This is a genomic window from Pseudomonas sp. PH1b (genome assembly GCF_000633395.1).
In the GTDB taxonomy this organism is placed as follows: Bacteria; Pseudomonadota; Gammaproteobacteria; order Pseudomonadales; family Pseudomonadaceae; genus Aquipseudomonas.
Map to the genome: position 1 here is coordinate 172,656 of NZ_AYMU01000010.1, position 22,726 is coordinate 195,381.

21 protein-coding genes are annotated in these 22,726 nt (G+C 61.9%); 17 read left to right on the top strand and 4 right to left on the bottom strand.

Annotated features, from left to right (window positions below; all coding sequences use genetic code 11):
* Nucleotides 1–9: 9 nt before the first annotated feature.
* The 10 genes from pilW to U873_RS0118045 all read left to right on the top strand — a co-directional run bounded on the left by pilW (nt 10) and on the right by U873_RS0118045 (nt 10,272).
* Complete coding sequence (gene pilW, locus U873_RS0118000; protein ID WP_025129558.1) at nt 10–768, top strand: type IV pilus biogenesis/stability protein PilW; 759 nt, start codon at nt 10–12, stop codon at nt 766–768.
* Nucleotides 768–1,787, top strand: coding sequence for a RodZ domain-containing protein (locus U873_RS0118005; RefSeq protein ID WP_025129559.1), 1,020 nt, complete (start codon nt 768–770; stop codon nt 1,785–1,787). Before pilW ends, U873_RS0118005 begins: the two co-directional genes overlap by 1 nt.
* 3 nt (nt 1,788–1,790) lie before the next feature.
* Nucleotides 1,791–2,900, top strand: a complete 1,110-nt coding sequence (gene ispG, locus U873_RS0118010) for a flavodoxin-dependent (E)-4-hydroxy-3-methylbut-2-enyl-diphosphate synthase (protein WP_025129560.1) — start codon at nt 1,791–1,793, stop codon at nt 2,898–2,900.
* 22 nt (nt 2,901–2,922) lie between these two features.
* Nucleotides 2,923–4,212: a histidine--tRNA ligase gene (hisS, locus tag U873_RS0118015; protein ID WP_025129561.1), complete on the top strand. Its 1,290-nt coding sequence runs from the start codon at nt 2,923–2,925 to the stop codon at nt 4,210–4,212.
* 40 nt (nt 4,213–4,252) lie between these two features.
* Nucleotides 4,253–4,894 carry a tetratricopeptide repeat protein gene (locus U873_RS0118020; protein WP_025129562.1) on the top strand — a complete coding sequence of 214 codons (642 nt, stop codon included), beginning with the start codon at nt 4,253–4,255 and terminating at the stop codon, nt 4,892–4,894.
* Nucleotides 4,887–6,038, top strand: coding sequence for an outer membrane protein assembly factor BamB (gene bamB / locus U873_RS0118025; RefSeq protein ID WP_025129563.1), 1,152 nt, complete (start codon nt 4,887–4,889; stop codon nt 6,036–6,038). The genes U873_RS0118020 and bamB overlap by 8 nt, the downstream gene beginning before the upstream one ends.
* Nucleotides 6,039–6,179: 141 nt before the next feature.
* Nucleotides 6,180–7,652 (top strand): ribosome biogenesis GTPase Der, encoded by a 1,473-nt coding sequence (gene der / locus U873_RS0118030; RefSeq protein ID WP_025129564.1) that lies wholly within the window; start codon nt 6,180–6,182, stop codon nt 7,650–7,652.
* A 186-nt stretch (nt 7,653–7,838) separates the two neighbouring features.
* On the top strand, nt 7,839–8,987 hold the full coding sequence (locus tag U873_RS0118035; protein WP_025129565.1) for a pyridoxal phosphate-dependent aminotransferase: 1,149 nt from the start codon (nt 7,839–7,841) through the stop codon (nt 8,985–8,987).
* Nucleotides 8,975–9,766, top strand: a complete 792-nt coding sequence (locus tag U873_RS0118040; protein ID WP_029978492.1) for an amidohydrolase — start codon at nt 8,975–8,977, stop codon at nt 9,764–9,766. The genes U873_RS0118035 and U873_RS0118040 overlap by 13 nt, the downstream gene beginning before the upstream one ends.
* 95 nt (nt 9,767–9,861) lie before the next feature.
* On the top strand, nt 9,862–10,272 hold the full coding sequence (locus tag U873_RS0118045; protein WP_025129566.1) for a hypothetical protein: 411 nt from the start codon (nt 9,862–9,864) through the stop codon (nt 10,270–10,272).
* A gap of 115 nt (nt 10,273–10,387) precedes the next feature.
* Here the strand turns inward: U873_RS0118045 and leuA are convergent, their stop codons facing one another.
* The 4 genes from leuA to U873_RS0118065 all read right to left on the bottom strand — a co-directional run bounded on the left by leuA (nt 10,388) and on the right by U873_RS0118065 (nt 15,718).
* Nucleotides 10,388–12,067, bottom strand: a complete 1,680-nt coding sequence (gene leuA / locus U873_RS0118050) for a 2-isopropylmalate synthase (protein ID WP_025129567.1) — start codon at nt 12,065–12,067, stop codon at nt 10,388–10,390.
* Nucleotides 12,068–12,466: 399 nt separating this feature from the next.
* Nucleotides 12,467–13,288 carry a M23 family metallopeptidase gene (locus tag U873_RS0118055; protein ID WP_025129568.1) on the bottom strand — a complete coding sequence of 274 codons (822 nt, stop codon included), beginning with the start codon at nt 13,286–13,288 and terminating at the stop codon, nt 12,467–12,469.
* A 3-nt stretch (nt 13,289–13,291) separates the two neighbouring features.
* Nucleotides 13,292–14,671, bottom strand: coding sequence for an exodeoxyribonuclease VII large subunit (gene xseA, locus U873_RS0118060; protein WP_025129569.1), 1,380 nt, complete (start codon nt 14,669–14,671; stop codon nt 13,292–13,294).
* Nucleotides 14,672–14,821: 150 nt separating this feature from the next.
* The gene (locus U873_RS0118065; RefSeq protein WP_025129570.1) at nt 14,822–15,718 is read right to left on the bottom strand and encodes a LysR family transcriptional regulator; all 897 of its coding nucleotides are present in this window, start codon (nt 15,716–15,718) and stop codon (nt 14,822–14,824) included.
* Nucleotides 15,719–15,820: 102 nt separating this feature from the next.
* Here U873_RS0118065 and U873_RS0118070 point away from each other — a divergent pair, with 102 nt between their 5' ends.
* From U873_RS0118070 to U873_RS0118100, 7 genes are all read left to right on the top strand, one after another.
* Nucleotides 15,821–16,591: a sulfite exporter TauE/SafE family protein gene (locus tag U873_RS0118070; protein WP_025129571.1), complete on the top strand. Its 771-nt coding sequence runs from the start codon at nt 15,821–15,823 to the stop codon at nt 16,589–16,591.
* A gap of 133 nt (nt 16,592–16,724) precedes the next feature.
* Nucleotides 16,725–17,273: a hypothetical protein gene (locus U873_RS0118075; protein WP_025129572.1), complete on the top strand. Its 549-nt coding sequence runs from the start codon at nt 16,725–16,727 to the stop codon at nt 17,271–17,273.
* A 192-nt stretch (nt 17,274–17,465) separates the two neighbouring features.
* Nucleotides 17,466–18,935: an IMP dehydrogenase gene (guaB, locus tag U873_RS0118080; protein ID WP_025129573.1), complete on the top strand. Its 1,470-nt coding sequence runs from the start codon at nt 17,466–17,468 to the stop codon at nt 18,933–18,935.
* A gap of 104 nt (nt 18,936–19,039) precedes the next feature.
* Entirely contained in the window at nt 19,040–20,617 is a 1,578-nt protein-coding gene (gene guaA, locus U873_RS0118085) for a glutamine-hydrolyzing GMP synthase (RefSeq protein ID WP_025129574.1), read from the top strand.
* Between the two features lie 148 nt (nt 20,618–20,765).
* A complete protein-coding gene (locus tag U873_RS0118090) occupies nt 20,766–21,650 on the top strand; it encodes a M24 family metallopeptidase (protein ID WP_025129575.1) in 885 nt (294 codons plus the stop codon).
* Nucleotides 21,651–21,914: 264 nt separating this feature from the next.
* Nucleotides 21,915–22,193 carry a hypothetical protein gene (locus U873_RS0118095; protein ID WP_025129576.1) on the top strand — a complete coding sequence of 93 codons (279 nt, stop codon included), beginning with the start codon at nt 21,915–21,917 and terminating at the stop codon, nt 22,191–22,193.
* A 5-nt stretch (nt 22,194–22,198) separates the two neighbouring features.
* On the top strand, nt 22,199–22,720 hold the full coding sequence (locus U873_RS0118100) for an AlpA family transcriptional regulator (protein ID WP_025129577.1): 522 nt from the start codon (nt 22,199–22,201) through the stop codon (nt 22,718–22,720).
* The last annotated feature ends 6 nt before the right edge of the window (nt 22,721–22,726 follow it).

Sequence of the window (22,726 nt, forward strand, 5' to 3'; positions counted from 1 at the left end):
AGGATCTCCATGATCTTGCGCTTCGCGCTGCTCCTGCTTGTTGCCAGCCTAGGTGCTGGCTGTGTTCTTTCGGGTGATGCCAACCCGATGAGCACCAGCAAGGGGCGTGACGAAGCGCGTGAGGCTTATGTGCAGTTGGGCCTGGGCTACCTGCAGCAGGGCATGAGCGAGCGGGCCAAGGTGCCGTTGAAAAAGGCCCTGGAACTGGCCCCGGCCGATGCCGATGCCAACGCTGCCCTGGCGCTGGTGTTCCAGGCCGAGAGGGAGCCGGCGCTGGCCGACGAGCATTTTCGCCAGGCCCTGGCGGCGCGTCCGGACAGTGCGCGGATCCTCAATAACTACGGCAGCTTCCTGTTCGAAGAAAAACGTTACAAAGAGGCCTATCAGCGTTTTGAGCAAGCCGCTGCTGATACTCTGTACCCCGAACGTTCCCGGGTCTTTGAAAGCCTCGGGATGACCGCTTCGAAGCTGGGCCAGCGTGAGCTGGCCCAGTTGCAACTGGAAAAAGCCCTGCGTCTGAATCACCAACAGCCCCGCGCGTTGCTGGAAATGGCTGAGTTGTCTTACGAAGACAGGCATTATGTGCCCGCGCGTGATTATTACGATCGTTTTAGCCTGCTCGGCGAGCAAAATGCACGTAGTCTATTGCTCGGTGTTCGCCTGGCAACGGTGTTCGAAGATCGCGACAAGGCCGCCAGTTACGGTCTGCAACTAAAACGACTTTATCCCGGTACGCCGGAATATCAGCAATACCTGTCGGAGCAATGATGAAAGCGGCGCATCCCGAAGTTCAAGCAGTGACTCGCGTAAACCCCGGAGAGACCCTGCGTCAGGCCCGCGAAAGCAATGGTTGGTCGCTGGCTGAAGTGGCCCACAAGCTCAATCTCACGGTGAGCTCCCTGAGCAACCTGGAAGCCGGCGCCTTCGACAAGCTGCCGGGGCATACCTTTTCCCGTGGCTATATCCGTGCCTATGCCAAGTTGCTGGGCATGGACCAGGCGGTACTGGTCCAGGAATTCGACCAGTACACCGGTACCGACTCCCAGGGCAGCAACGTTCACGCCCTGGGCCGTATCGAAGAGCCGGTACGCGTCTCCCACACCATCCTGCGCATCGTCAGCTTGCTGCTGCTGGTGGCGGTGGTCGGTGGCGGCTTCATCTGGTGGCAGGATCAGTCCTCCCAGCGAGGCAAGGAACCGATGTCGCTGACTCCCGAGCACGTCGAGGTCGAGGGCGCCGACGGTACTACGCAGATTCATCCGATCGACGAGCCTGAAGACCAGGCCGTCGCCGAAGGCCAGAGTGAAGCCCAGGCCAACGCCGCTCAGGTCGAAGAGCAGGCAGCTGCCGAGGCGCCGGCCATCCCGGCGACGCCTGCGGCACCCGCTCCGGCTCCCGCTGTAGCGCCTGTGGTACCCGCGGCTCCTGCCCATGGCACTGCAGTGACCGCGCCTGTGGCCGTCGCTCCGGTGGCGCCTGCGGCCCAGGTACCTGTTCCTGCGGCGAATGCTGCGGCCAACTCGGCCACCGTCGCCCCTGTAGCGGGCGCAGCCCAGGTACAGATCCAGTTCAGCGCCGATTGCTGGACCCAGGTGACTGACGGCAACGGCAAGATTCTGCTCAGCGCCCTCAAGCGCAAGGGCGAAGTCGTCGATGTCAGCGGCAAGCCACCTTTTGCCGTGCGTCTGGGCTACGCCCGTGGCGCACAAATCACGTACAACGGGCAGGCGGTGGATATCGCCCCGTTCACCAGTGGCGAGACTGCTCGCCTGAAGTTAGGTCAATAAGTCATGCACGGTGAATCTCCAATCAAGCGTCGCGAGTCCCGCAAAATCTGGGTCGGCTCGGTACCGGTCGGCGGCGATGCCCCGATCGCGGTGCAGAGCATGACCAACAGCGACACCAACGATGTGGCCGCCACCGTGGCCCAGATCAACCGCCTGGAAGCAGCCGGCGTCGACATCGTGCGGGTATCGGTGCCGGACATGGACGCCGCCGAGGCGTTCGGCCGGATCAAGCAGCAGGTCAAGGTGCCGCTGGTGGCCGACATTCACTTCGACTACAAGATCGCCCTGCGTGTGGCCGAGCTGGGTGTCGATTGCCTGCGGATCAACCCGGGCAACATCGGTCGTGAAGACCGGGTGCGTGCGGTGGTGGATGCGGCCCGTGATCGCGGGATCCCGATCCGCATCGGGGTCAACGCCGGTTCCCTGGAAAAGGACCTGCAGAAAAAATACGGCGAACCGACCCCTGCCGCACTGGTCGAGTCGGCGCTGCGTCACGTGGAGCACCTGGAGCGCCTTAATTTCAAGGACTTCAAGGTCAGCGTGAAGGCCTCGGACGTGTTCATGGCGGTCGAAGCCTACCGTTTGCTGGCCAAGGAAATCATCCAGCCCCTGCACCTGGGCATCACTGAAGCCGGCGGATTGCGTTCAGGCACGGTGAAATCCGCCGTCGGCCTCGGTATGCTGCTGGCCGAAGGGATTGGCGATACTATTCGCATCTCGTTGGCGGCCGACCCGGTCGAGGAAGTGAAGGTCGGCTACGACATTCTCAAGTCCCTGCACCTGCGTTCCCGTGGCATCAACTTCATCGCCTGCCCGAGCTGTTCGCGGCAGAATTTCGATGTGGTGAAAACCATGAACGAACTGGAAGGGCGCCTTGAAGACCTGCTGGTACCGATGGATGTCGCGGTGATCGGTTGCGTGGTCAACGGCCCGGGTGAAGCCAAAGAGGCCCACATCGGACTGACCGGCGGCACGCCGAACCTGATCTACATCGACGGCAAGCCAGCGCAGAAACTGACCAATGACAATCTGGTGGAAGAGCTCGAAAGGCTGATCCGGCAGAAGGCGGCCGAAAAGGTCGAAGCCGACGCAGCGCTGATCGCTCGCGGCTAACCGAACGTATTAAGGATTTTTTGTGAGCAAGTCTCTGCAAGCCATTCGTGGCATGAATGACATCCTGCCCGAGCAGACGCCCCTGTGGCGTTATTTCGAGGGCACCGTGGCGCGCCTGCTGGATAACTACGGTTACAAGCAGATCCGCATGCCGATCGTCGAGTTCACCGAGCTATTCAAGCGCTCCATCGGTGAAGTGACCGACATCGTCGAAAAAGAGATGTACACCTTCGAGGACCGCAACGGCGATTCCCTGACCCTGCGTCCGGAAGGCACCGCGGCCTGCGTACGCGCAGCCCTGGAGCACGGCATCACGGGTGGTGGCCAGGTGCAGAAGCTCTGGTACATCGGCCCGATGTTCCGCCACGAGCGCCCGCAGAAGGGCCGCTATCGCCAGTTCCACCAGATCGGTTGCGAGGTGTTCAACCTCGACGGTCCCGACATCGATGCCGAGCTGATCGTGCTGACCTGGCGCCTGTGGGGCGAGCTGGGCATCCGTGATGCAGTCAAGCTCGAACTCAACAGCCTGGGCACCAGTGAAGCGCGCGCGCGCTATCGCGAGGCGCTGGTGGAGTTCCTCTCCGCCCGCCTGGACCAGCTGGATGAAGACAGCCAGCGTCGTTTGAAGACCAACCCGCTGCGAGTGCTCGATACCAAGCACCCCGAAACCCAAGCCGTGCTGGTGGATGCGCCGAAGCTGGCCGACTATCTCGATGAAGAGTCCCGCGTGCACTTCGAGGGCCTGAAGGCGCGCCTGGACGCCGCGGGTATTCCGTACGTGATCAATCCCAAGCTGGTTCGCGGCCTGGACTACTACAGCAAGACGGTATTCGAGTGGGTCACCGACAAGCTCGGAGCCCAGGGCACCGTGTGTGCCGGTGGCCGTTACGACGGTCTGGTCGAGCAAATGGGCGGCAAGCCGACCCCGGGCGTTGGTTTCGCCATGGGTATCGAGCGCCTGGTCCTGCTGCTGGAAACCCTGGAGCAGGTCCCGGAAGAGATTTCCCGCCAGGTGGACGTGTACCTGTGTGCCTTCGGTGAGGCCGCCGAGCTGGCCGCATTGGCCCTCAGCGAACGTGTTCGTGATCAATTGCCGAACCTGCGCCTGCAAATCAACGCCGGCGCTGGCAGCTTCAAGAGCCAATTCAAGAAGGCCGACAAGAGCGGTGCACTGTACGCACTGATCCTCGGTGACGACGAACTGGCCCAGCAAGTGGTAGGTTTCAAACCCCTGCGTGGCCAGGGCGAACAACAAAGCATTGCCTGGGATGCGCTCGCTGCGCACCTGGCCACCTGCGTCGTGCAGGGTTGAAGCTGTCAAACAGCCGATTTAGCGAATAAGGAGTATTGGGGTGTCGAGTACCGAAGATGAACAGCTGGCGGAATTGAAAGACTGGTGGCAGCGTAACGGCAAACCCCTGGTGACTGGCGGCCTGCTGGCCCTGGTTATCGTGTTCGGCTGGCAAGCCTGGCACAAGTATCAGAACAACCAGTCGCAAGGCGCTTCGGTGCTCTATCAGCAACTGCTGGAAACAACCCTGACGCCGGATGGCAAGCCGGATGCCGCGCGTGTCGCGGACCTGGCGGGCAAGCTCAACAGCGAGTTCGGCGGCACTGCCTACGCCCAGTACGGTAGCCTGTTCGTGGCCAAGGTGGCCGTGGACACTGGCAAGCTGGACGACGCTGCGGCGCAGCTCAAAGCGGTGGCTGACAAGCCGGCAAACGCAACCTTGGGTGAAGTGGCGCGTCAGCGTCTGGCTCAGGTGCTGGCGGCGCAGAACAAGGCCGATGAAGCCCTGAAGCTGCTGGACGGCGATGCCGACAAGGCCTTCCTGGCAACCCGTGAAGAGCTCAAGGGTGATCTGCTGGTCCAGCTGGGCCGTGTGGATGAGGCCCATGCTGCATACCAAAAAGCCAAGGCGGCGCTGTCGGATGAAGCGGCGGTTGGTGGCTTACAAATCAAGCTGGACGACCTGGCCAAAGGGGATGCATGACGTGATCCGTTGGAAACATGCAGCATTGCTGGCTCTGGCCTTGTTGGCCGCGGGTTGCAGCAGCAACAGCAAGAAAGAACTGCCACCGGCTGAGCTGGTCGACTTCAAAGAGGAAGTGGTCCTGCAGAAGCAGTGGAGTCGTTCGATCGGTGACGGTCAGGGCGAAACCTACAACATGCTGGTCCCGGCCATCGATGGTGACACCATCTACGCGGCCGATGTCACCGGTGTGGTGGTTTCCATGGACCGCATGAATGGCGACGTCAAATGGAAGAAAGATCTCGAGCTGCCTGTTTCCGGCGCCGTTGGCGTGGGTTACGGGCTGGTCATGATTGGCACCCTGAAGGGCGAAGTGGTTGCCCTCGACGCCTCCAGCGGCGAAGAGAAATGGCGTGCCCGCGTCACCAGTGAAGTGCTGGCTCCGCCGGCCACCAACGGTGACGTGGTGGTGGTGCAGACTCAGGATGATCGGGTGATTGGCCTGGATGCCAGCACTGGTAACCAGCTCTGGCTCTACGACAGCACTCCGGCGGTCCTGACCCTGCGGGGCACCAGTGCACCGCTGGCGACCAATCGTCTGGCCCTGGCCGGTCTCTCCACCGGCAAGGTGGTGGCGCTGGATATCCGCAACGGCGTGCCAGTGTGGGAGCAGCGTGTAGCGATTCCGCAAGGCCGTTCCGAGCTGGATCGGGTGGTGGACATCGACGGTGGCCTGCTGCTGTCCGGTGGTACCTTGTATGTCGCCAGCTACCAGGGGCGTGTCGTGGCCCTGGACCTGGAGAGCGGTCGTCCACTGTGGCAGCGTGATGCTTCCAGCTACGCCGGTGTGGCCCAGGGTTTCGGCAGCGTCTACGTGAGCCTGTCCTCGGGCACCGTGGAAGGCGTGGACGAGCGTTCGACCACCGCCTTGTGGAGCAATGATTCCCTGGCTCGCCGTCAACTGTCGGCACCGGAAGTCTTCTCCAGCTACGTGGCCGTGGGTGACCTGGAAGGTTATCTGCACCTGCTGAGCCAGGTCGATGGTCGTTTCGTCGGTCGTGAGCGCATCGACAGCGATGGCCTGCGGGCCCGTCCGCTGGTGGTGGGTGACATGATCTACGTGTATGGCAACAGCGGCAAACTGGTCGCCCTGACCATCAAGTAAGGCTTTGACTATGCTTGGGGTTGATTCCCCAAGCGGCCTTGTCTCGACAAGGTTCGCAGCACTTCAAGGTGCTGCCCCGAGCACCAGCCGCTGCCTCGCAGCGGCTTTTGTATTTTCGCAATTAACGCAGTGGAGAGCCGCATGGTTCCCGTAATCGCCCTGGTGGGCCGACCTAACGTCGGCAAGTCCACCTTGTTCAACCGCCTGACTCGGACTCGCGACGCCATCGTCGGCGACCTGTCCGGTCTGACCCGTGATCGCCAATACGGTGAGGCCAAGTGGCAAGGGCGTACCTATATTCTCATCGACACTGGCGGTATCTCCGGTGACGAGCATGGCATGGACGAGAAGATGGCCGAGCAGTCGCTGCTGGCCATTGAAGAAGCCGATGTGGTGTTGTTCCTGGTAGACGCCAAGGCTGGCTTTACCGCAGCCGACCAGATGATCGGCGAACACCTGCGCAAACGTAACAAGACTTCCTACGTGGTGGCCAACAAGGTCGACAACATCGACCCGGACATGGCTCGCGCCGAGTTCGCCCCGCTGGGCATGGGCGACGCGATCCCGATCGCCGGTGCCCACGGTCGTGGCATCACCCAGATGCTGGAAATCGCCCTGCGCGAATTCCCCAAGGATGACGCCGACGAGCCGGAAGAAGGTGAAGAAGAGATCGTTGCCGAAGGCGAGGAAGCCAAGCGCATTCCGGGCCCGAGCGAAAAGGACGGGATCAAGATCGCCATCATCGGCCGTCCGAACGTCGGCAAGTCGACCCTGGTCAACCGCATGCTCGGTGAAGACCGGGTGATCGTCTATGACCAGCCCGGTACGACCCGCGACAGCATCTACATCCCGTTCGAGCGTAACGACGAGAAGTACACGCTGATCGACACCGCCGGTGTGCGCAAGCGCGGCAAGATCCACGAGGAAGTCGAAAAGTTCTCGGTGGTCAAGACCCTGCAGGCGATCAAGGATGCCAACGTGGTGATCTTCGTCATGGACGCCCGGGAAGGCGTGGTGGATCACGACCTGAACCTGCTGGGCTTTGCCCTGGAAGCCGGCCGGGCCCTGGTGATTGCCCTGAACAAGTGGGACGGCATGCAGCCGAGCGAGCGCGACTACGTGAAGACCGAGCTGCAACGCCGGTTGTTCTTCGTCGACTTCGCCGACATCCACTTCATCTCGGCACTGCACGGTACCGGCGTGGGCAACCTCTACCAGTCGGTGCAGAACTCCTTCAAGTCGGCGGTCACCCGCTGGCCGACCAGCCGCCTGACGCAGATCCTCGAAGACGCCGTGGGCGAGCATGCGCCGCCGATGGTCAACAACCGCCGGATCAAACTGCGCTACGCCCACTTGGGTGGGGCCAACCCGCCGCTGATCGTGATTCACGGCAACCAGGTGGAGAAGGTGCCCAAGTCCTATGTGCGCTACCTGGAGAACACCTACCGCCGGGTGCTGAAGCTGGTGGGTACGCCGATCCGCATCGAGTTCAAGGGCGGCGACAACCCGTACGAAGGCAACAAGAACACCCTGACCGACCGCCAGGTCAACAAGAAGCGTCGCTTGATGTCGCACCACAAGAAGGCCGACAAGAAGCGCCGCGACAAGCGCTGATCGGCTTGGGGCCGGCGTGCTGGCGAAGCGCTGGATCTGCTTCAGTGCTTTGCTGGCAAGCCAGTTCCTAGCGGGTTTGTGTGGATAAGAGGGCGCCCCCGGGCGCCCTTTTTCATGCCTGGCGTTTGGGCTATTCTCGGGGACCTCCGCGCCGCCGTAGTGCGGACTGCTCAGCAGGGAATCCTCATGATCATCAGTAAGTTGCCGAATGTCGGCACCACCATCTTCACGCAAATGTCCCAGCTCGCGGTGGAAACCGGAGCGCTCAACCTGTCCCAGGGCTTTCCTGATTTCGATGGCCCGCAAGCCCTGCGTGATGCGCTTGGCTGGCATACCGCCAATGGCCATAACCAGTACGCACCCATGACCGGTTTACCGGCACTGCGCCAGCAGGTCGCCGCGAAAATCGCCCGCAGCTATGGTGTCCAGGTTGATGCGGACGCTGAGGTGACCATCACTCCCGGTGCGACCCAGGCCATCTTCTGTGCCATCCAGGCGGTGATCCAGCGCGGTGACGAAGTCATTGTGTTCGACCCCAGTTACGACAGCTATGAGCCGTCGGTGGAGCTGGCCGGTGGGCGTTGTGTGCATGTGCCGTTGGCAGGGCAGGGCTTTGCCATCGATTGGCAGAAACTCGGTGACGCCCTGAGTCCGCGCACGCGGATGATCATCCTCAATGCCCCGCACAACCCCAGTGGAGCCCTGATCAGCCGTGCCGAGCTGGACCAGTTGGCCGCCCTGATCCGTGATCGCGACATCTACCTGGTCAGTGACGAAGTCTACGAACACCTGGTGTTCGATGGTGTGGCCCATGTCAGCCTGCTGGCCCATGAAGAGCTGTACCAGAAGGCTTTCGTGGTCAGCTCCTTTGGCAAGACCTACCACGTCACCGGGTGGAAGACCGGCTACGTGGTGGCGCCGCCCGCCCTGAGCGCGGAGCTGCGCAAGGTGCATCAATATGTCAGCTTCTGCGGAGTGACCCCTTTGCAGTACGCTCTGGCCGACTTCATGGCCGAGCACCCGGAGCATGTCGAGGAGTTGCCTGGTTTTTACCAGGCCAAGCGTGACCTGTTCTGCGACCTGTTGAGCGCTTCACGCTTCAGTTTCACCCGGGTGGCCGGCACTTACTTTCAACTGGTGGACTATTCGCGGATTCGTCCGGACCTGAATGACGTCGACATGGCGATCTGGATGACCCGTGAACATGGCGTGGCGGCGATCCCGGTGTCGGTGTTCTATCAGCACCCGCCCGAGGGACAGCGCCTGGTACGCCTGTGTTTTGCCAAGCGCGAGGAGACGTTGCGTCAGGCAGCGGAGAAACTATGCGTGATCTGAGTGCACTACCCGATCTGAATCTGGCACTGATTCAGACCACCCTGGCCTGGCACGATCGCCAGGCCAACTTCGAGCATTTCGAGCAGTTGCTGGAGCAGTCTCGTGGGGCCGATCTGATGATCCTCCCGGAAATGTTCACCACCGGGTTCTCCATGGAATCTGCGACCCTGGCGGAGCCGGAGAATGGCCCTACCAGCAAATGGCTGCGGATCCAGGCGAAGAAGTTCGATGCGGTGATCACCGGTAGCGTGATCATCCAGGCGGCGGATGGCAGCCATCGCAACCGTCTGCTGTGGGCCCGCCCCGACGGTGAAGTCTGGCACTACGACAAGCGTCATCTGTTTCGCATGGCTGGTGAACATAACCACTACACACCGGGCGAGCGCCAGGTTCAGTTCGAGCTCAAGGGCTGGCGTATTCGTCCGTTGATCTGCTACGACCTGCGTTTCCCGGTGTGGAGCCGTGACGCCCAGGACACTGACCTGCTGCTGTACACCGCCAATTGGCCAGGTGCCCGGCGCCTGCACTGGAACCGTCTGCTGCCGGCCCGGGCCATTGAAAACCTGTGCTACGTCGCGGCGGTGAACCGGGTAGGGACCGATGGCAAGGGCTTTGCCTATACCGGTGACAGCCAGGTACTGGATTTCCAGGGGGAAACCCTGCTCAGCGCCGGAGAGGCGGATGGTGTTTTCCAGGTGTGCCTGAATGCGGGAGAGTTGGCGGCTTACAGGGCTCGTTTCCCGGCCAACCTTGACGCCGATACCTTCATGTTCACTTGAGAGCGGCCGCGACCCCCTACACTTTTTTACAGTTCAGCCATATCAAGGTCTGGCGTTGAGGGCCGATAGGACAAACAGTTCAGGAGGAATATCCGATGACCACCATCAACGCCGTTGCCATCAACCCTTATCCGCTTGCCACGCCGAAAGCCGCTACCGCAGCTGCCGACGACACCGACAGCAGTCCGCTGGCGCCGGTGAGCGAGAGCAAGGACAAGGACAGCAAGGAGCTGCGTGTCAACTCAGCAGACGCCAGTATCGATGCGGTGAAGTCCGGAGGCGACCCGGTCAAGGCGCTGCAAAAGCAGATCGAGCAGACCCAGAAGCTCCTCGCCCAACAACAGCAGCAATTGGCGAGTATCGAGAAGGGCCAGCAAGCCACTGATGAGCAGAAAGCCCAGCAAGTGATGGAGATGCAGGCACAGATCACCACCACCAGCACCACTTTGCAGGTGTTGCAGGCGGCCCTGTTGCAGGCGATGTTCAGCGTCGATGTACATGCTTGAAGGGCAGAGGTGAGCGGCAGGTTGCTAGCTGCAAGCCAATCGCAGCGCTTATAGCTTGAATGCAAAAAGGCCCCGAGGTTTTCACACCTCGGGGCCTTTTTTTGCACCGTTGCCGTTAGGCTGCTTTGGCTTCCTGTTCGCTCAGGGAGCGGTTCAGGGCGCTGAACAGAGCCTTGAAGCTGGCGGTGGTGATGTTTTCGTCGATGCCCACGCCGTGCACAGCACGCTCACCATTGACCCGCAGTTCGATGTAGGCCGCCGCCTTGGCGTTGGTCCCGGCGCCGATGGCGTGTTCGTTGTAGTCCATGATCTCCACCGGGATCGGCAGGCCGGCCACCAGGGCTTCCAAAGCACCGTTGCCCTTGCCGCGCCAATGCAGGTTGGTCTCGCCCTGGCCCTTGCTCGAGACTTCCACTTCCACGGCGCTGTGGCCGTTTTCTTCCTGCAGGCGATGGCTGACCAGCGCGTACGGGGTGTTGGCCTGCAAGTACTCGCTGTGGAGCAAGGCGTGAATCTGCTGGGCAGTCATCTCCAGGCCCAGTCGATCGGTTTCGCGCTGTACGACCTGGCTGAATTCGATCTGCATGCGGCGCGGCAAGCTGATGCCGTATTCCTGTTCCAGCAGGTAGGCGATACCGCCCTTGCCCGACTGGCTGTTGACGCGGATCACCGCCTCATAGCTGCGGCCGATGTCGGCCGGGTCGATCGGCAGGTACGGTACTTCCCAGAGGCCGTCGGATTTCTGCTGGGCAAAGCCCTTGCGGATCGCGTCCTGGTGGGAGCCGGAGAAGGCGGTGTGGACCAGGTCGCCGACATAAGGGTGACGCGGATGCACGGCAATCTGGTTGCACTCTTCCACGACTTTGCGCACACCGTCGATGTCGGAGAAATCCAGTTCCGGATTCACGCCCTGGGTGTAGAGGTTCAAGGCCACGGTGACCAGGTCGACGTTGCCGGTACGCTCGCCGTTGCCGAACAGGCAGCCTTCGACACGGTCAGCACCGGCCATCAGGCCCAGTTCGGTGGCGGCCACGCCGGTGCCACGGTCGTTGTGGGTGTGCAGGCTGATGAGCACGCTGTCACGACGGTTGATGTTGCGGCAGAACCACTCGATTTGGTCGGCGTAGATGTTCGGTGTTGCCACTTCAACGGTGGCCGGCAAGTTGAGGATCACCTTGTTGGCCGGCGTGGCGTTCCAGACTTCCACCACGGCGTCGCAGACTTCCTTGGCGAACTCCAGCTCCGTGGCGCTGAAGGTTTCTGGCGAGTACTCGAACTGCCACTGGGTTTCCGGCTGCTGGGCGGCGTATTTGACGAACAGCTTGGCCGCATTCACCGCGATCTCTTTCACACCGGCCTTGTCCTGGTTGAAGACAATGCGACGGAACGACGGGCTGGTGGCGTTGTACAGGTGCACGATGGCTTTCTTCGCCCCGCGCAGGGATTCGAAGGTACGGGCAATCAGGTCTTCACGGGCCTGGGTCAACACCTGGATGGTGGTGTCGTCCGGGATGTGGCCTTCTTCGATCAAGGTGCGCACGAAGTCGAAGTCGGTCTGTGAGGCGGCTGGGAACGAGGCCTCGATTTCTTTCACGCCCACGGCGACCAGGGTTTTCCAGAAGCGCAGCTTCTTCACCGCGTCCATTGGTTCGATCAGCGACTGGTTGCCATCACGCAAGTCCGAGCTGCACCAGATCGGCGCGCTGGTGATGGTTTTCGACGGCCAGGTCCGGTCCGGCAAGTTGATGGTCGGGAACGCGCGGTACTTGGACGAGGGGTCTTTGAGCATGGTCATGGAGAAATCCTTATTGTCCGGGCCGAAAAGAGGCGGCCTGCCGGTGTGTCAAGAGTGAGGTGTTGACGCAGGGGGATGAGGCACCGCGATTCAGCCTGGCAGTCGTGCGCTGACGAGGCAGAGGCTCCGGTGTTGACGACGCTGAATGAGGGTGTGAGAGGTTTTCATGTGCTCAACCCTAACCACTGAGGTCGGAGATGGCAAGCAGTCGAAAAAAATTGAGAGGAATACTCGAAATGGAAACCATATCGAGATTTTATGCTGGGTATTACCCGAAAGAATATCAGCGATTGCGCAGTCGTGATGGCCTGCGCAATCCGGTCAAGAGCCGGGAGGTAGCCAAGAGCTACCCGGGCGACCTGTCGGTGAGGGGCTTATTGAGGGGCGGGTGCCGGCGGGTCAGGGCTGAAAGGCACCGATGAAGATCGCCGGATCGACCCGTGCATCATTCAGGCTGACGTTCCAGTGCATGTGGGGGCCGGTGGCGCGTCCGGTGGAGCCCACCTTGCCCACCACGGCGCCGCGAGCCAGGGACTGGCCGACCTTCACGTCGATCTTCGACATATGGCAGAACATGCTGATGAAACCTTGGCCATGATCGACGAACACGGTGTTGCCGTTGAAGAAGTAGTTGCCGGTCAGGATCACCTTGCCTGCGGCCGGAGTCTTGATCGGGGTGCCTGCCGGCACGGCGAAGTCCAGGCCTGAATGAGGGTTGCGCTCTTCTCCATTGAAGAAGCGACGCACCCCGAACTTGCTCGACAGCGGGCCGTTCACCGGCTTGTCCAGCAGCAGGTTGCTGGGCGTGTTGGCGCTGAAACTGCGATAGGCGCGCAGTTGCTCTGCCAGTTCACCGTCGATGCGCTTGAGGTCGGCCGGGTTCGGGTTGACCTGGCGCTGGTTCTTCAGGGTGATGCGCTGTTCGGGGTACTTCTTGTTGCCGACCGTGAAGCCGAGGTTGCGCGCCCCAGCGCTGATCTGCTGGGCTCCGGGCTTGACCGTCAAGGGAATGCCGACAATCGCCAGCCAGTTGTTCTGTTCTTTCACCACCAGTACCGGCTTGCCCAGGTAGCTGGCCTTGGGTGCCTGGGCGGCGCTGCCCAGATCCACGACCGCTACGCCCCCGGGCACGGGTTTGTTCAGTTGGCGGGTGATGTAGCTGTCGGCATTGGCGTTGCAGGCCAGGCACAGCAACAGCAGGGAACAGAGAAAACGTGGCATGGATCAATCCAGTAGAGAAAGGGTGACAGGCGTCAGGTGGTTGTCTTCGACCCGGACTTGCAGCTCGCCTTCGCCCAGGCGCGCGGTGAGGCGTTGACCGTTGCGGGTCTGCCCGGCCGAGCGGATGGCCTGGCCACGGTCATCCAGCAGAATGCTGTAGCCCCGGCCCAGGGTGGCCAGGGGGCTGACCACGTGCAGGGTCTGCATCTGTGCCTGCAACTGCATGCGTCGGGCTTTCAAACCTTCGCCCATGGCTCGGGGCAAGCGCTCGGCGAGGCTGTCGAGGCGTTGGCGCAGCAGCGCCAGCTGTCGTCCCGGATGCTGGGCGCCGAGGCGGGTTTCCAGACGGATCAGGCGTTCGCGGCGGGTGTTCAGGTTGCGCTCGAAAGCCCGGCGCAGGCGCATGTCCAGATCATCCAGGCGTTGTGCTTGCTGGCGCAGCCGCTCACCGGGATGGCGCAGGCGCCGGGCCAGGCCATCCAGGCGCAGGCGCTCGCGCATCAACCGATCACGGATGCGCATGACCAGGCGCCGATGCAGGCTGTCGACCCGGCGTTGCAGGTCGCTGGAATCCGGGGCCAGCAATTCGGCAGCGGCGGAGGGCGTAGGTGCGCGGACGTCGGCGACGAAATCACTGATGGAAACGTCGGTTTCGTGCCCGACCGCACTGACGATAGGCGTCACGCACGCATCCACGGCACGGGCCACGGCTTCTTCGTTGAAGCACCAGAGGTCCTCCAGAGAGCCGCCACCTCGGGCCAGGATCAAGGCATCGAAGCCCCGGGCATCGGCCAGTTGCAAGGCGCGGACGATCTGTGCCGTGGCCTCGCGGCCTTGTACCGCAGTGGGAATCAGGGTCAGGCAGACCTGGGGCGCCCGGCGGCGGAATACGCTGATGATGTCGCGGATCACCGCGCCGGTGGGCGAGCTGATAATGCCGATGCGTTGCGGATGGGCCGGTAACGGTACTTTGCGTTCGGCACTGAACAGCCCTTCGGCGCTGAGCTTTTCCTTCAGTGCGTCGAAGGCCAGACGCAGGGCGCCGTCACCGGCGGGCTCCACAGTGTCGAGAATCAGCTGATAGTCGCCGCGGCCCTCGAACAGCGAGACCTTGCCCCGGACCTTGACCGCCAGGCCGTCCTTCAGCGCCTGGCGGACCCGCGCGGCGTTCTGTCGGAACAGCGCACAGCGTACCTGGGCGCCGCTGTCCTTGAGGGTGAAGTACACATGGCCGGAAGCCGGGCGGGCGAGGTTGGAGATCTCGCCTTCGACCCAGATATTGCTGAACACGTCCTCGAGCAGCACCCGGGCGCGGCCGTTGAGCTGGGTGACGGTGAGGACCTCGCGATCCAGGCCGAGTCGTGCAAAGGGATCTTTAATCATGGGGCGCAGTTTAAAGGCCTGTCTCTGAATGGAACAACGCAAATTGGTAAAAGCTTGTGGCCGCCGCCCTCGTCGCTGGCTCGGGTGAAATGGCTCTGTGAGGCCAAGAGCGTGCACGCCCGGTACCAGGTTCCTGAGCTGTTGCGCTGGCTACAGGGCATTGCAGAAATGCTCGACGAACTGTGCCACCAGCGGCGTCGGGTCCTGCCGGCAGGCAAGCGCCACAGTACTCTGGCAATCACCGTCGGCCAGGGGCAGGAAGCGGATGCTGGGCGGAGCGATGTCCTGCATCGACTCGGGCAGCAGAGCGATACCGAAGCCGGCCTGGATCAACTGCAATTGGGTGGTCTTGCGCGACATCACCCGTGCGGCCTTGGGAAAGAATCCCTGGCGCATGCACAGCTCCGCAGACAGGTAGCTCAAGCCGCCCCGTTGTGGGTGCGGGATCGAGATAAAGGCTTCTTCCCTGAGCCGGGACAGGTCGACCCCCCGGGGCGGTGGGTCCAGTGCCAGTGGATGTTTCGGTGGCACTGCCAGCAGCAGGGGCTCGTTGAACAGCGGCACGATCTGCACCCCTTCGCGTTGGCGCAGAACCGGCAGGCGCAGCAGGCCGACATCCAGACGGCCCTCGGCAAGGTCGGCCAATTGCGCCTCGGAAGAGAGCTTGGCGATGTCCATCGAGGCCCCGGGGCAGCGCTGCAGGTATTCGCTGATGCCGCTGAGCAGGCGGCCGCTCATGGGCACGGTGCTGGAGTGGCTGAGGCGCAAGGTGCCCAGTTGCCCCTGGCCGACCTGGGTCGCCTGCTCACTGGCCTTGTGCAACTCGTTCAGCAGGTTGCGCGCCTTGGGGAAAAACGCCTCACCGGCGGCAGTCAACCGGGGCAGGCGCGCGGTGCGCTCGAACAGTGGGGTTTGCAGTTGGCTTTCCAGTTCCTTGATCTGCCGGCTGAGGGCTGACTGGGCGACGAACAAGCGTTCTGCGGCTGCACTGAAACTGCCGCACTCGGCGATCTCCACGAAGTAGCGCAGTTGGCGGGTCGAAATCACTAGGTATGCCTTTTTGAGATGAGTTGACGGCTTTGACGATATTAGTCGCAAGGCTCGCGGCTGGCTAAAGTCATCGCGTATTGGATCGAGGATGTCGCGCTGATGAGTGTGTTTATCGAAGGCTTGAACCAGTGGTCTTTCGGAGCCGGCGCTTGGCTGGCAATCGGCCTGGGCATCGTGTTGGCCTATATCGTGTTTGGCATTGCCGGTTTCGGCACGGCACTGGTGGCCGGGCCTGTCCTGATTCTGTTCATGCCGTTGTCGAAGATAGTGCCACTGCTGGTATTGCTGGATTTCGTCGCCGCTTTCGGCAACCTGCTGCCGTCGCGCAAGGACGTGGCCAAGCCCGAGCTGTTGCGCTTGCTGCCGTGCATGGCGCTGGGTTGTACCTTGGGGGTGATCTTTCTGCTCAACCTCAAGTCCGACCTGTTGTTGCTGTTAATGGGGCTGTTCATCAGCGCTTACGCTGTTTACAGCTTGTGGGTTAAGGCGCGTCCCACCCGCTTGGCAGTGGGGTGGTCGGTGCCCATGGGGATTGTCGGCGGGATGTTTGGCGCCTTGTTCGGCAGTGGCGGCTTTCTATATGCCATTTACCTGAACAGCCGTTTGCCCAAGGACCCGGCGCGAGCCACCCAGAGTGCCTTGATCAGTTGCAGCACCGTGGTGCGCCTGAGCTTGTTCGCCCTGGCTGGGGTTTATGCCGAGCTACCGCTGTTGCTGTTGGCGGTGTGCCTGTTGCCGGCGATGGCGCTGGGGTTGTGGGTGGGGCGGCGCTTGACCATGAGGCTGTCTCGGGAAGCTTTCGTGCGCCTGGTGACCTGGTTGGTGCTGGCCAGTGGTGTTGCCTTGATCGGGCGCTACCTGAGCACTTGACCTGCGAGGTTCAGGGATTAAGCTGCGGGCCTTTTAAATCCATTCGCCGGCAAGCCGGCTCCTACAATTGACTGTAGGCGCCCGCTTGCCGGCGAAAGCGTTCGTACTGTCCCCACAGGTTCCAGGCCTATCCATGAATTCGCAAAGCATCCTCGTCCCGAAAATTTCCACCTTGCCGGTGCACGAGCCCCGGGCTCGGGCCATTGTGCGTTGGCTGGTGCGCAAGAACATCGTCGAGGAAACCCTGAGCACCTGCGGACGTACCGGCAATCGCATGGGGCATGCCATTGCCGCCGGTGCCCGGGACGTGGTGCTGCGCCCGGAGGCGCTGCCTTTTGGCGAGCCGATCAATGGCCTGGAGATCATCACCAAGCGCTGCATCTATACCCCGGCCAAAGGCTTTCTCGAAGAGGCCGGTTGCGCCGAGTGCCGCCAGGAAGTGGGCGAAGCGCTGTTCGAGAGCCTGGAAGACTGGATGCCAGGACGTACCGACAACTTCACCTGTCCCGAATGCGGTCATGAAGACGACATCAATGGGTTTCTGTTCCTGCAGGCGTGTGGTTTTTCCAACTTGGGGTTCATCTTCAACAACTGGGCTGAGGCGGGCTTCAAGCAGAGCTTTATCGATGAGTTCGCCGACTGGCTGGATCAGCCGGTGAGTTGGGTCAAGGTCGAACTCTAGGAGTCAGCGTGTCGGCGAAAGCCCCCGAGCAGTGGCCTCAGGCGCGCATTTCGCTGGCAAGTGGACTGCTATAGATAGCAGTGAGATATCCATCTATCACTCAAGCGCGATTAGGCCGAGTTTTACATTGAGCCCGGGTAGGTGTCTGAGTATAATGGCGCGCTTCCATTTTCCCGCCCGGGAGCCCCCGCGATGCTGCGTATCAGCCAAGAAGCCCTCACCTTCGACGACATTCTCCTAGTGCCCGGTTATTCCGAAGTACTGCCCAATGAAGTCAGTCTAAAGACCCGTTTGACCCGTGGCATCGAGCTGAATATTCCACTGGTTTCCGCCGCCATGGACACCGTCACTGAAGCCCGTCTGGCCATCGCCATGGCTCAGGAAGGCGGCATCGGCATCATCCACAAGAACATGACCATCGAGCAGCAGGCTGCCGAAGTGCGTAAGGTCAAGCGTTTCGAAGCCGGTGTGGTCAAAGACCCCATCACCATCGAAGCCGACGCCACCGTGCGTGACCTGCTGGAACTGACCAGCATGCACAACATCTCCGGTGTGCCAGTACTGCACAACGGCGATCTGGTGGGCATCGTGACTTCCCGCGACGTGCGTTTCGAAAGCCGCCTGGAAGTCAGCGTCCGCGAAGTGATGACGCCTAAAGAGCGTCTGGTCACGGTCAAGGAAGGCGCCGACAAGACCGCCGTCCGCGAGTTGCTGCACAAGCACCGCATCGAGCGCGTACTGATCGTCGACGACGCCTTCGCCCTCAAGGGCATGATGACCGTCAACGACATCGAAAAAGCCAAGGCCTACCCACTGGCCAGCAAGGACGACCAGGGTCGCCTGCGCGTCGGCGCGGCGGTCGGTACTGGCAAGGACACGGGCGATCGTGTTGCTGCACTGGTCAATGCCGGTGTCGACGTGGTGGTGGTGGACACTGCCCACGGTCACTCCAAAGGCGTGATCGACCGCGTTCGCTGGGTCAAGGAGAACTTCCCAGAAGTGCAGGTGATCGGCGGCAACATCGCCACCGGCGCTGCTGCCAAGGCCCTGGCTGAAGCCGGCGCCGACGCCGTCAAGGTCGGTATCGGCCCAGGCTCGATCTGCACCACCCGTATCGTTGCAGGTGTTGGCGTGCCGCAAATCAGCGCCATCGCCAATGTTGCAGCGGCGTTGGTCGGTACTGGCGTGCCGCTGATCGCCGACGGTGGCATCCGCTTCTCCGGTGACCTGTCCAAGGCCATCGTCGCCGGTGCTTCCTGCGTGATGATGGGCTCGATGTTCGCCGGTACCGAAGAGGCTCCGGGCGAGATCGAGCTGTTCCAGGGCCGCTCCTACAAGGCTTACCGCGGCATGGGTTCCCTGGGCGCCATGTCCCAGGCCCAGGGCTCTTCCGACCGCTACTTCCAGGACTCCTCCGCGGGTGCCGAGAAGCTGGTGCCGGAAGGTATCGAAGGTCGTGTGCCGTACAAGGGCACCCTGACCGCGATCATCCATCAACTGATGGGTGGCCTGCGTTCTTCCATGGGCTACACCGGTAGCGCCAACATCGAAGAAATGCGCACCAAGCCGGAGTTTGTCCGCATCACCGGCGCTGGCATGGCTGAATCCCACGTCCACGACGTGCAGATCACCAAGGAAGCGCCAAACTATCGCGTAGGTTGATAGTGATCGCCTCCAGGCCCAGGCCCGGAGGCGATTGACGAATTTAGTAACCGGGGCTGTGTTTTTCAGCCCCGTGTCGTTTCTGAAATTAGACGAGACTGACCATGGCCCTCGACATTCACGCTCACCGTATCCTGATCCTCGACTTCGGTTCCCAGTACACCCAGCTGATCGCTCGCCGCGTGCGCGAGATCGGCGTGTACTGCGAACTGCATCCGTTCGACATGGACGACGAAGCGATCCGCGAATTCGCTCCCAAAGGCGTCATCCTCGCCGGCGGCCCCGAGTCCGTGCACGAAGCCAACAGCCCTCGCTGCCCGCAAGCGGTGTTCGACCTGGGCGTTCCGGTCTTCGGCATCTGCTACGGCATGCAGACCATGGCCGAGCAACTGGGTGGCAAGGTTGAAGGTTCCGAGCTGCGTGAATTCGGTTATGCCCGGGTTGATGTGGTCGGCAAGAGCCGCCTGCTGGACGGCATCGAGGATCACGTCGACGCCGACGGCCTGTTCGGCCTCGACGTTTGGATGAGCCACGGTGACAAGGTCACCAAGATGCCGGAAGACTTCCACATCCTGGCCAGCACCCCGAGCTGCCCGATTGCCGGCATGTTCAACGACGACCTGCGCTACTACGGCGTGCAGTTCCACCCGGAAGTGACCCACACCAAGCAGGGCGGCCGCATCCTGTCGCGCTTCATCCTCGACATCTGCGGCTGTGAAGCACTGTGGACGCCGTCGAAGATCGCCGAAGACGCGATTGCCCAGATCCGCGCCCAGGTCGGCACCGACAACGTCCTGCTGGGCCTGTCCGGCGGCGTTGACTCCTCGGTGGTAGCAGCCCTGCTGCACAAGGCCATCGGCGACCAACTGACCTGCGTCTTCGTCGACAACGGCCTGCTGCGCCTGCACGAAGGCGAGCAAGTGATGGCCATGTTCGCCGAGAACATGGGCGTCAAGGTGATCCGCGCCAACGCCGAGGAGCAGTTCCTGGGTAACCTGGCCGGCGAAGCCGACCCGGAGAAGAAGCGCAAGATCATCGGCCGTACCTTCATCGACGTGTTCGATGCCGAATCCTGCAAGCTGGAAAACATCAAGTACCTGGCCCAGGGCACCATCTACCCGGACGTGATCGAGTCGGCTGGCGCGAAAAGCGGCAAGGCCCACGTGATCAAGTCGCACCACAACGTGGGCGGCCTACCGGAAGAAATGAACCTCAAGCTGGTCGAGCCACTGCGCGAGCTGTTCAAGGACGAAGTCCGTCGTCTGGGCCTGGAACTGGGCCTACCGTACGACATGGTCTACCGTCACCCGTTCCCGGGCCCGGGCCTGGGCGTGCGGATCCTCGGTGAAGTGAAGAAGGAATACGCCGACCTGCTGCGTCGCGCCGACCACATCTTCATCGAAGAGCTGCGCAAGGCCGACTGGTACCACAAGGTCAGCCAGGCATTCGTGGTGTTCCAGCCGGTGAAATCCGTGGGCGTGGTAGGTGATGGCCGTCGTTACGCCTGGGTCGTGGCCCTGCGCGCCGTGGAAACCATCGACTTCATGACCGCACGTTGGGCGCACCTGCCTTACGAGCTGCTGGAAACCGTCAGCGGCCGCATCATCAACGAGATCGAAGGCATCTCCCGCGTCACCTACGACGTGTCGAGCAAGCCGCCGGCGACCATCGAGTGGGAATGATTCGCGCAGCCTTACGTTTGTGAAGCTGTGGTGAAACGGACGGGCGTTTTCTAGTCCGTTAAGAAGGCCTCTGATCGCAAGATCAGGGGCCTTTTTGTTAAAGAAAGCGGGCGGCCCTATGAGGCGGTCATCGAATAGGGAGGTTGAGATGAGTGTGTTTAGCAAGTTGCTGCGAACCTTTGGGTTGGCGGCAGAAACGCCGGAACTGCCGAGCGTGAAGACACCGCCATTGTCGCGTTTTGATCGCTTTGCCGCGGACAATCGCGAGGCTTTTGCGCTGATCGGTGCCTTGCCGGAGCAGGAGCTTGTGGCTGAAGAGAGGCGTCTTGCTGGCGAGGTGACGGAGATTCTGCTGTCGCTCAAGCCGCTTATCGTGGAGGGGGTGTCGCGTCTGGAGATTCAGGAACATGTGCTCCAGCAACTCGATAGCCGTCAGTTGCTGCCTGCGCTGGTGGGCTATAAGGGATACCCCGCGGCCGTTCCTGTTTCGGTGAATGCAGAGCTGATCAGTTGCCTGCCCTCGGAGAAGCTCTTGCCGGCCAGTGCGTTGGTCAAGGTCGAAGTCATGGTGTCATCCCGCAAGGGCTATGGTGCGCAGTCCTGGACCTTTGCCACGCCGGGTGCCAATGAGCAACAACGGCGTTTGCTGAGCGCTGCCAAGAGTGCTCTGGAGCAGGGCTTGCGACAGGTACGCGGTGGTGAGTCGCTGGGGGCCATCGGCAGTGCGATCCAGGAGGTATTGGATGCCCAGGGATTCAGTGCAGTGGTTGAATACTGCGGTCATGGTATGGGCAGGCAGCGGATCCAGGCGCCTCAGGTATTGGGTTACCGCGTTGAGGGGCATTGCGAACCCATGGTGGCCGGCCAGGTATTGAATGTTCAAGTGTTGGCCAAGGCCGGAACCCCACAGGTCCGGGTGATGCCCAATGGCTGGAATGTGGTCGCTCACGATCGGTGCGACGGGGTGGTGGTCAGTGCCATGGTCCGAGTGACGGAGGAGGGAGCGGAGCGTCTCAGCCGATTTGTCGATTGATGTCTCTGCGTGGCAATACAAATGGCGATCGCACCTGGGGTGGATCGCCATTTGTATGTCCAGGTATTGGAAACCCCGGCTTTTTCGCGCTCAGGCAATACCGGGAAAGACATTGCCCCGTTTAGCCTCGGGGGCGCCGTGTACCCTTCGTTTGCATCTCAGTGTTTTGTCCTTGCAGCGCAATATCTGCTGAGCGGCGTTGATCGGATTGTTCTTGGTTGTCGATTGACAACCTTGTTTGGCTGGTGATACTGGAGGCTATGGATGGCTCGTGCAATTCATCCCAAGAAGGACATTGAAATGGCCCTGCGCTACGCCGAATGGCAGGGCTGGCGCATCGAGGTTGGCGGTGGTCATGCCTGGGGCCGGATCTACTGCCCGTACAACAACGAAGTGTGCCGCTGTGGCGAGTTCTGCATCACCAGTGTCTGGCGCACGCCGAAGAATTCGACCCAGCACGCCCGGGCGCTATGTCGGGTGATCGACAACTGCACCCTGAACCAGCTGCGTGGGGCCAAGGCGCCGGCAGCCCGCAAGGAGTAAGCACCATGGAATACCTGTTCACCCTCAACTACCTGCTGCCGCTGGAGGGCTGTGATCCGCTGCAACTGGTGGAGCGCCTCGGTGCGGCGGGGTGCACCGACGCCCTGGTGGGCACCGGCCTGGCCGGGCGCCTGGCCCTGGAGTTCAGCCGCGAAGCCGAGAGCGCCGAGGCGGCGCTGCTCAGTGCCCTGGCGGATATCAAGCGGATCATCCCCGAAGCGCGGCTGGTGGAGGCCAGCCCGGATGTCGTCGGCCTCAGCGAGATTGCCGAAATAGTCGGCGTGTCGCGGCAGAACATGCGCAAGCTGATGCTCGCCCACACCGAGAGCTTTCCCCTGGCGATCCATGAGGGCAGTACCTCGCTGTGGCATCTGGCGGAGGTTCTGAGCTGGCTGGACAGCAAGGGCGGCTACGCCCTCAAGCACCCGGTGATCGAGGTGGCGCGGGTGGCACAGCAGGTGAACACCGCCAAGGAGTCGAAGCGCATCGGCCCCTTGAGCGGCGAACTGGTGGCCCTGTTGGGCTGACGGGGA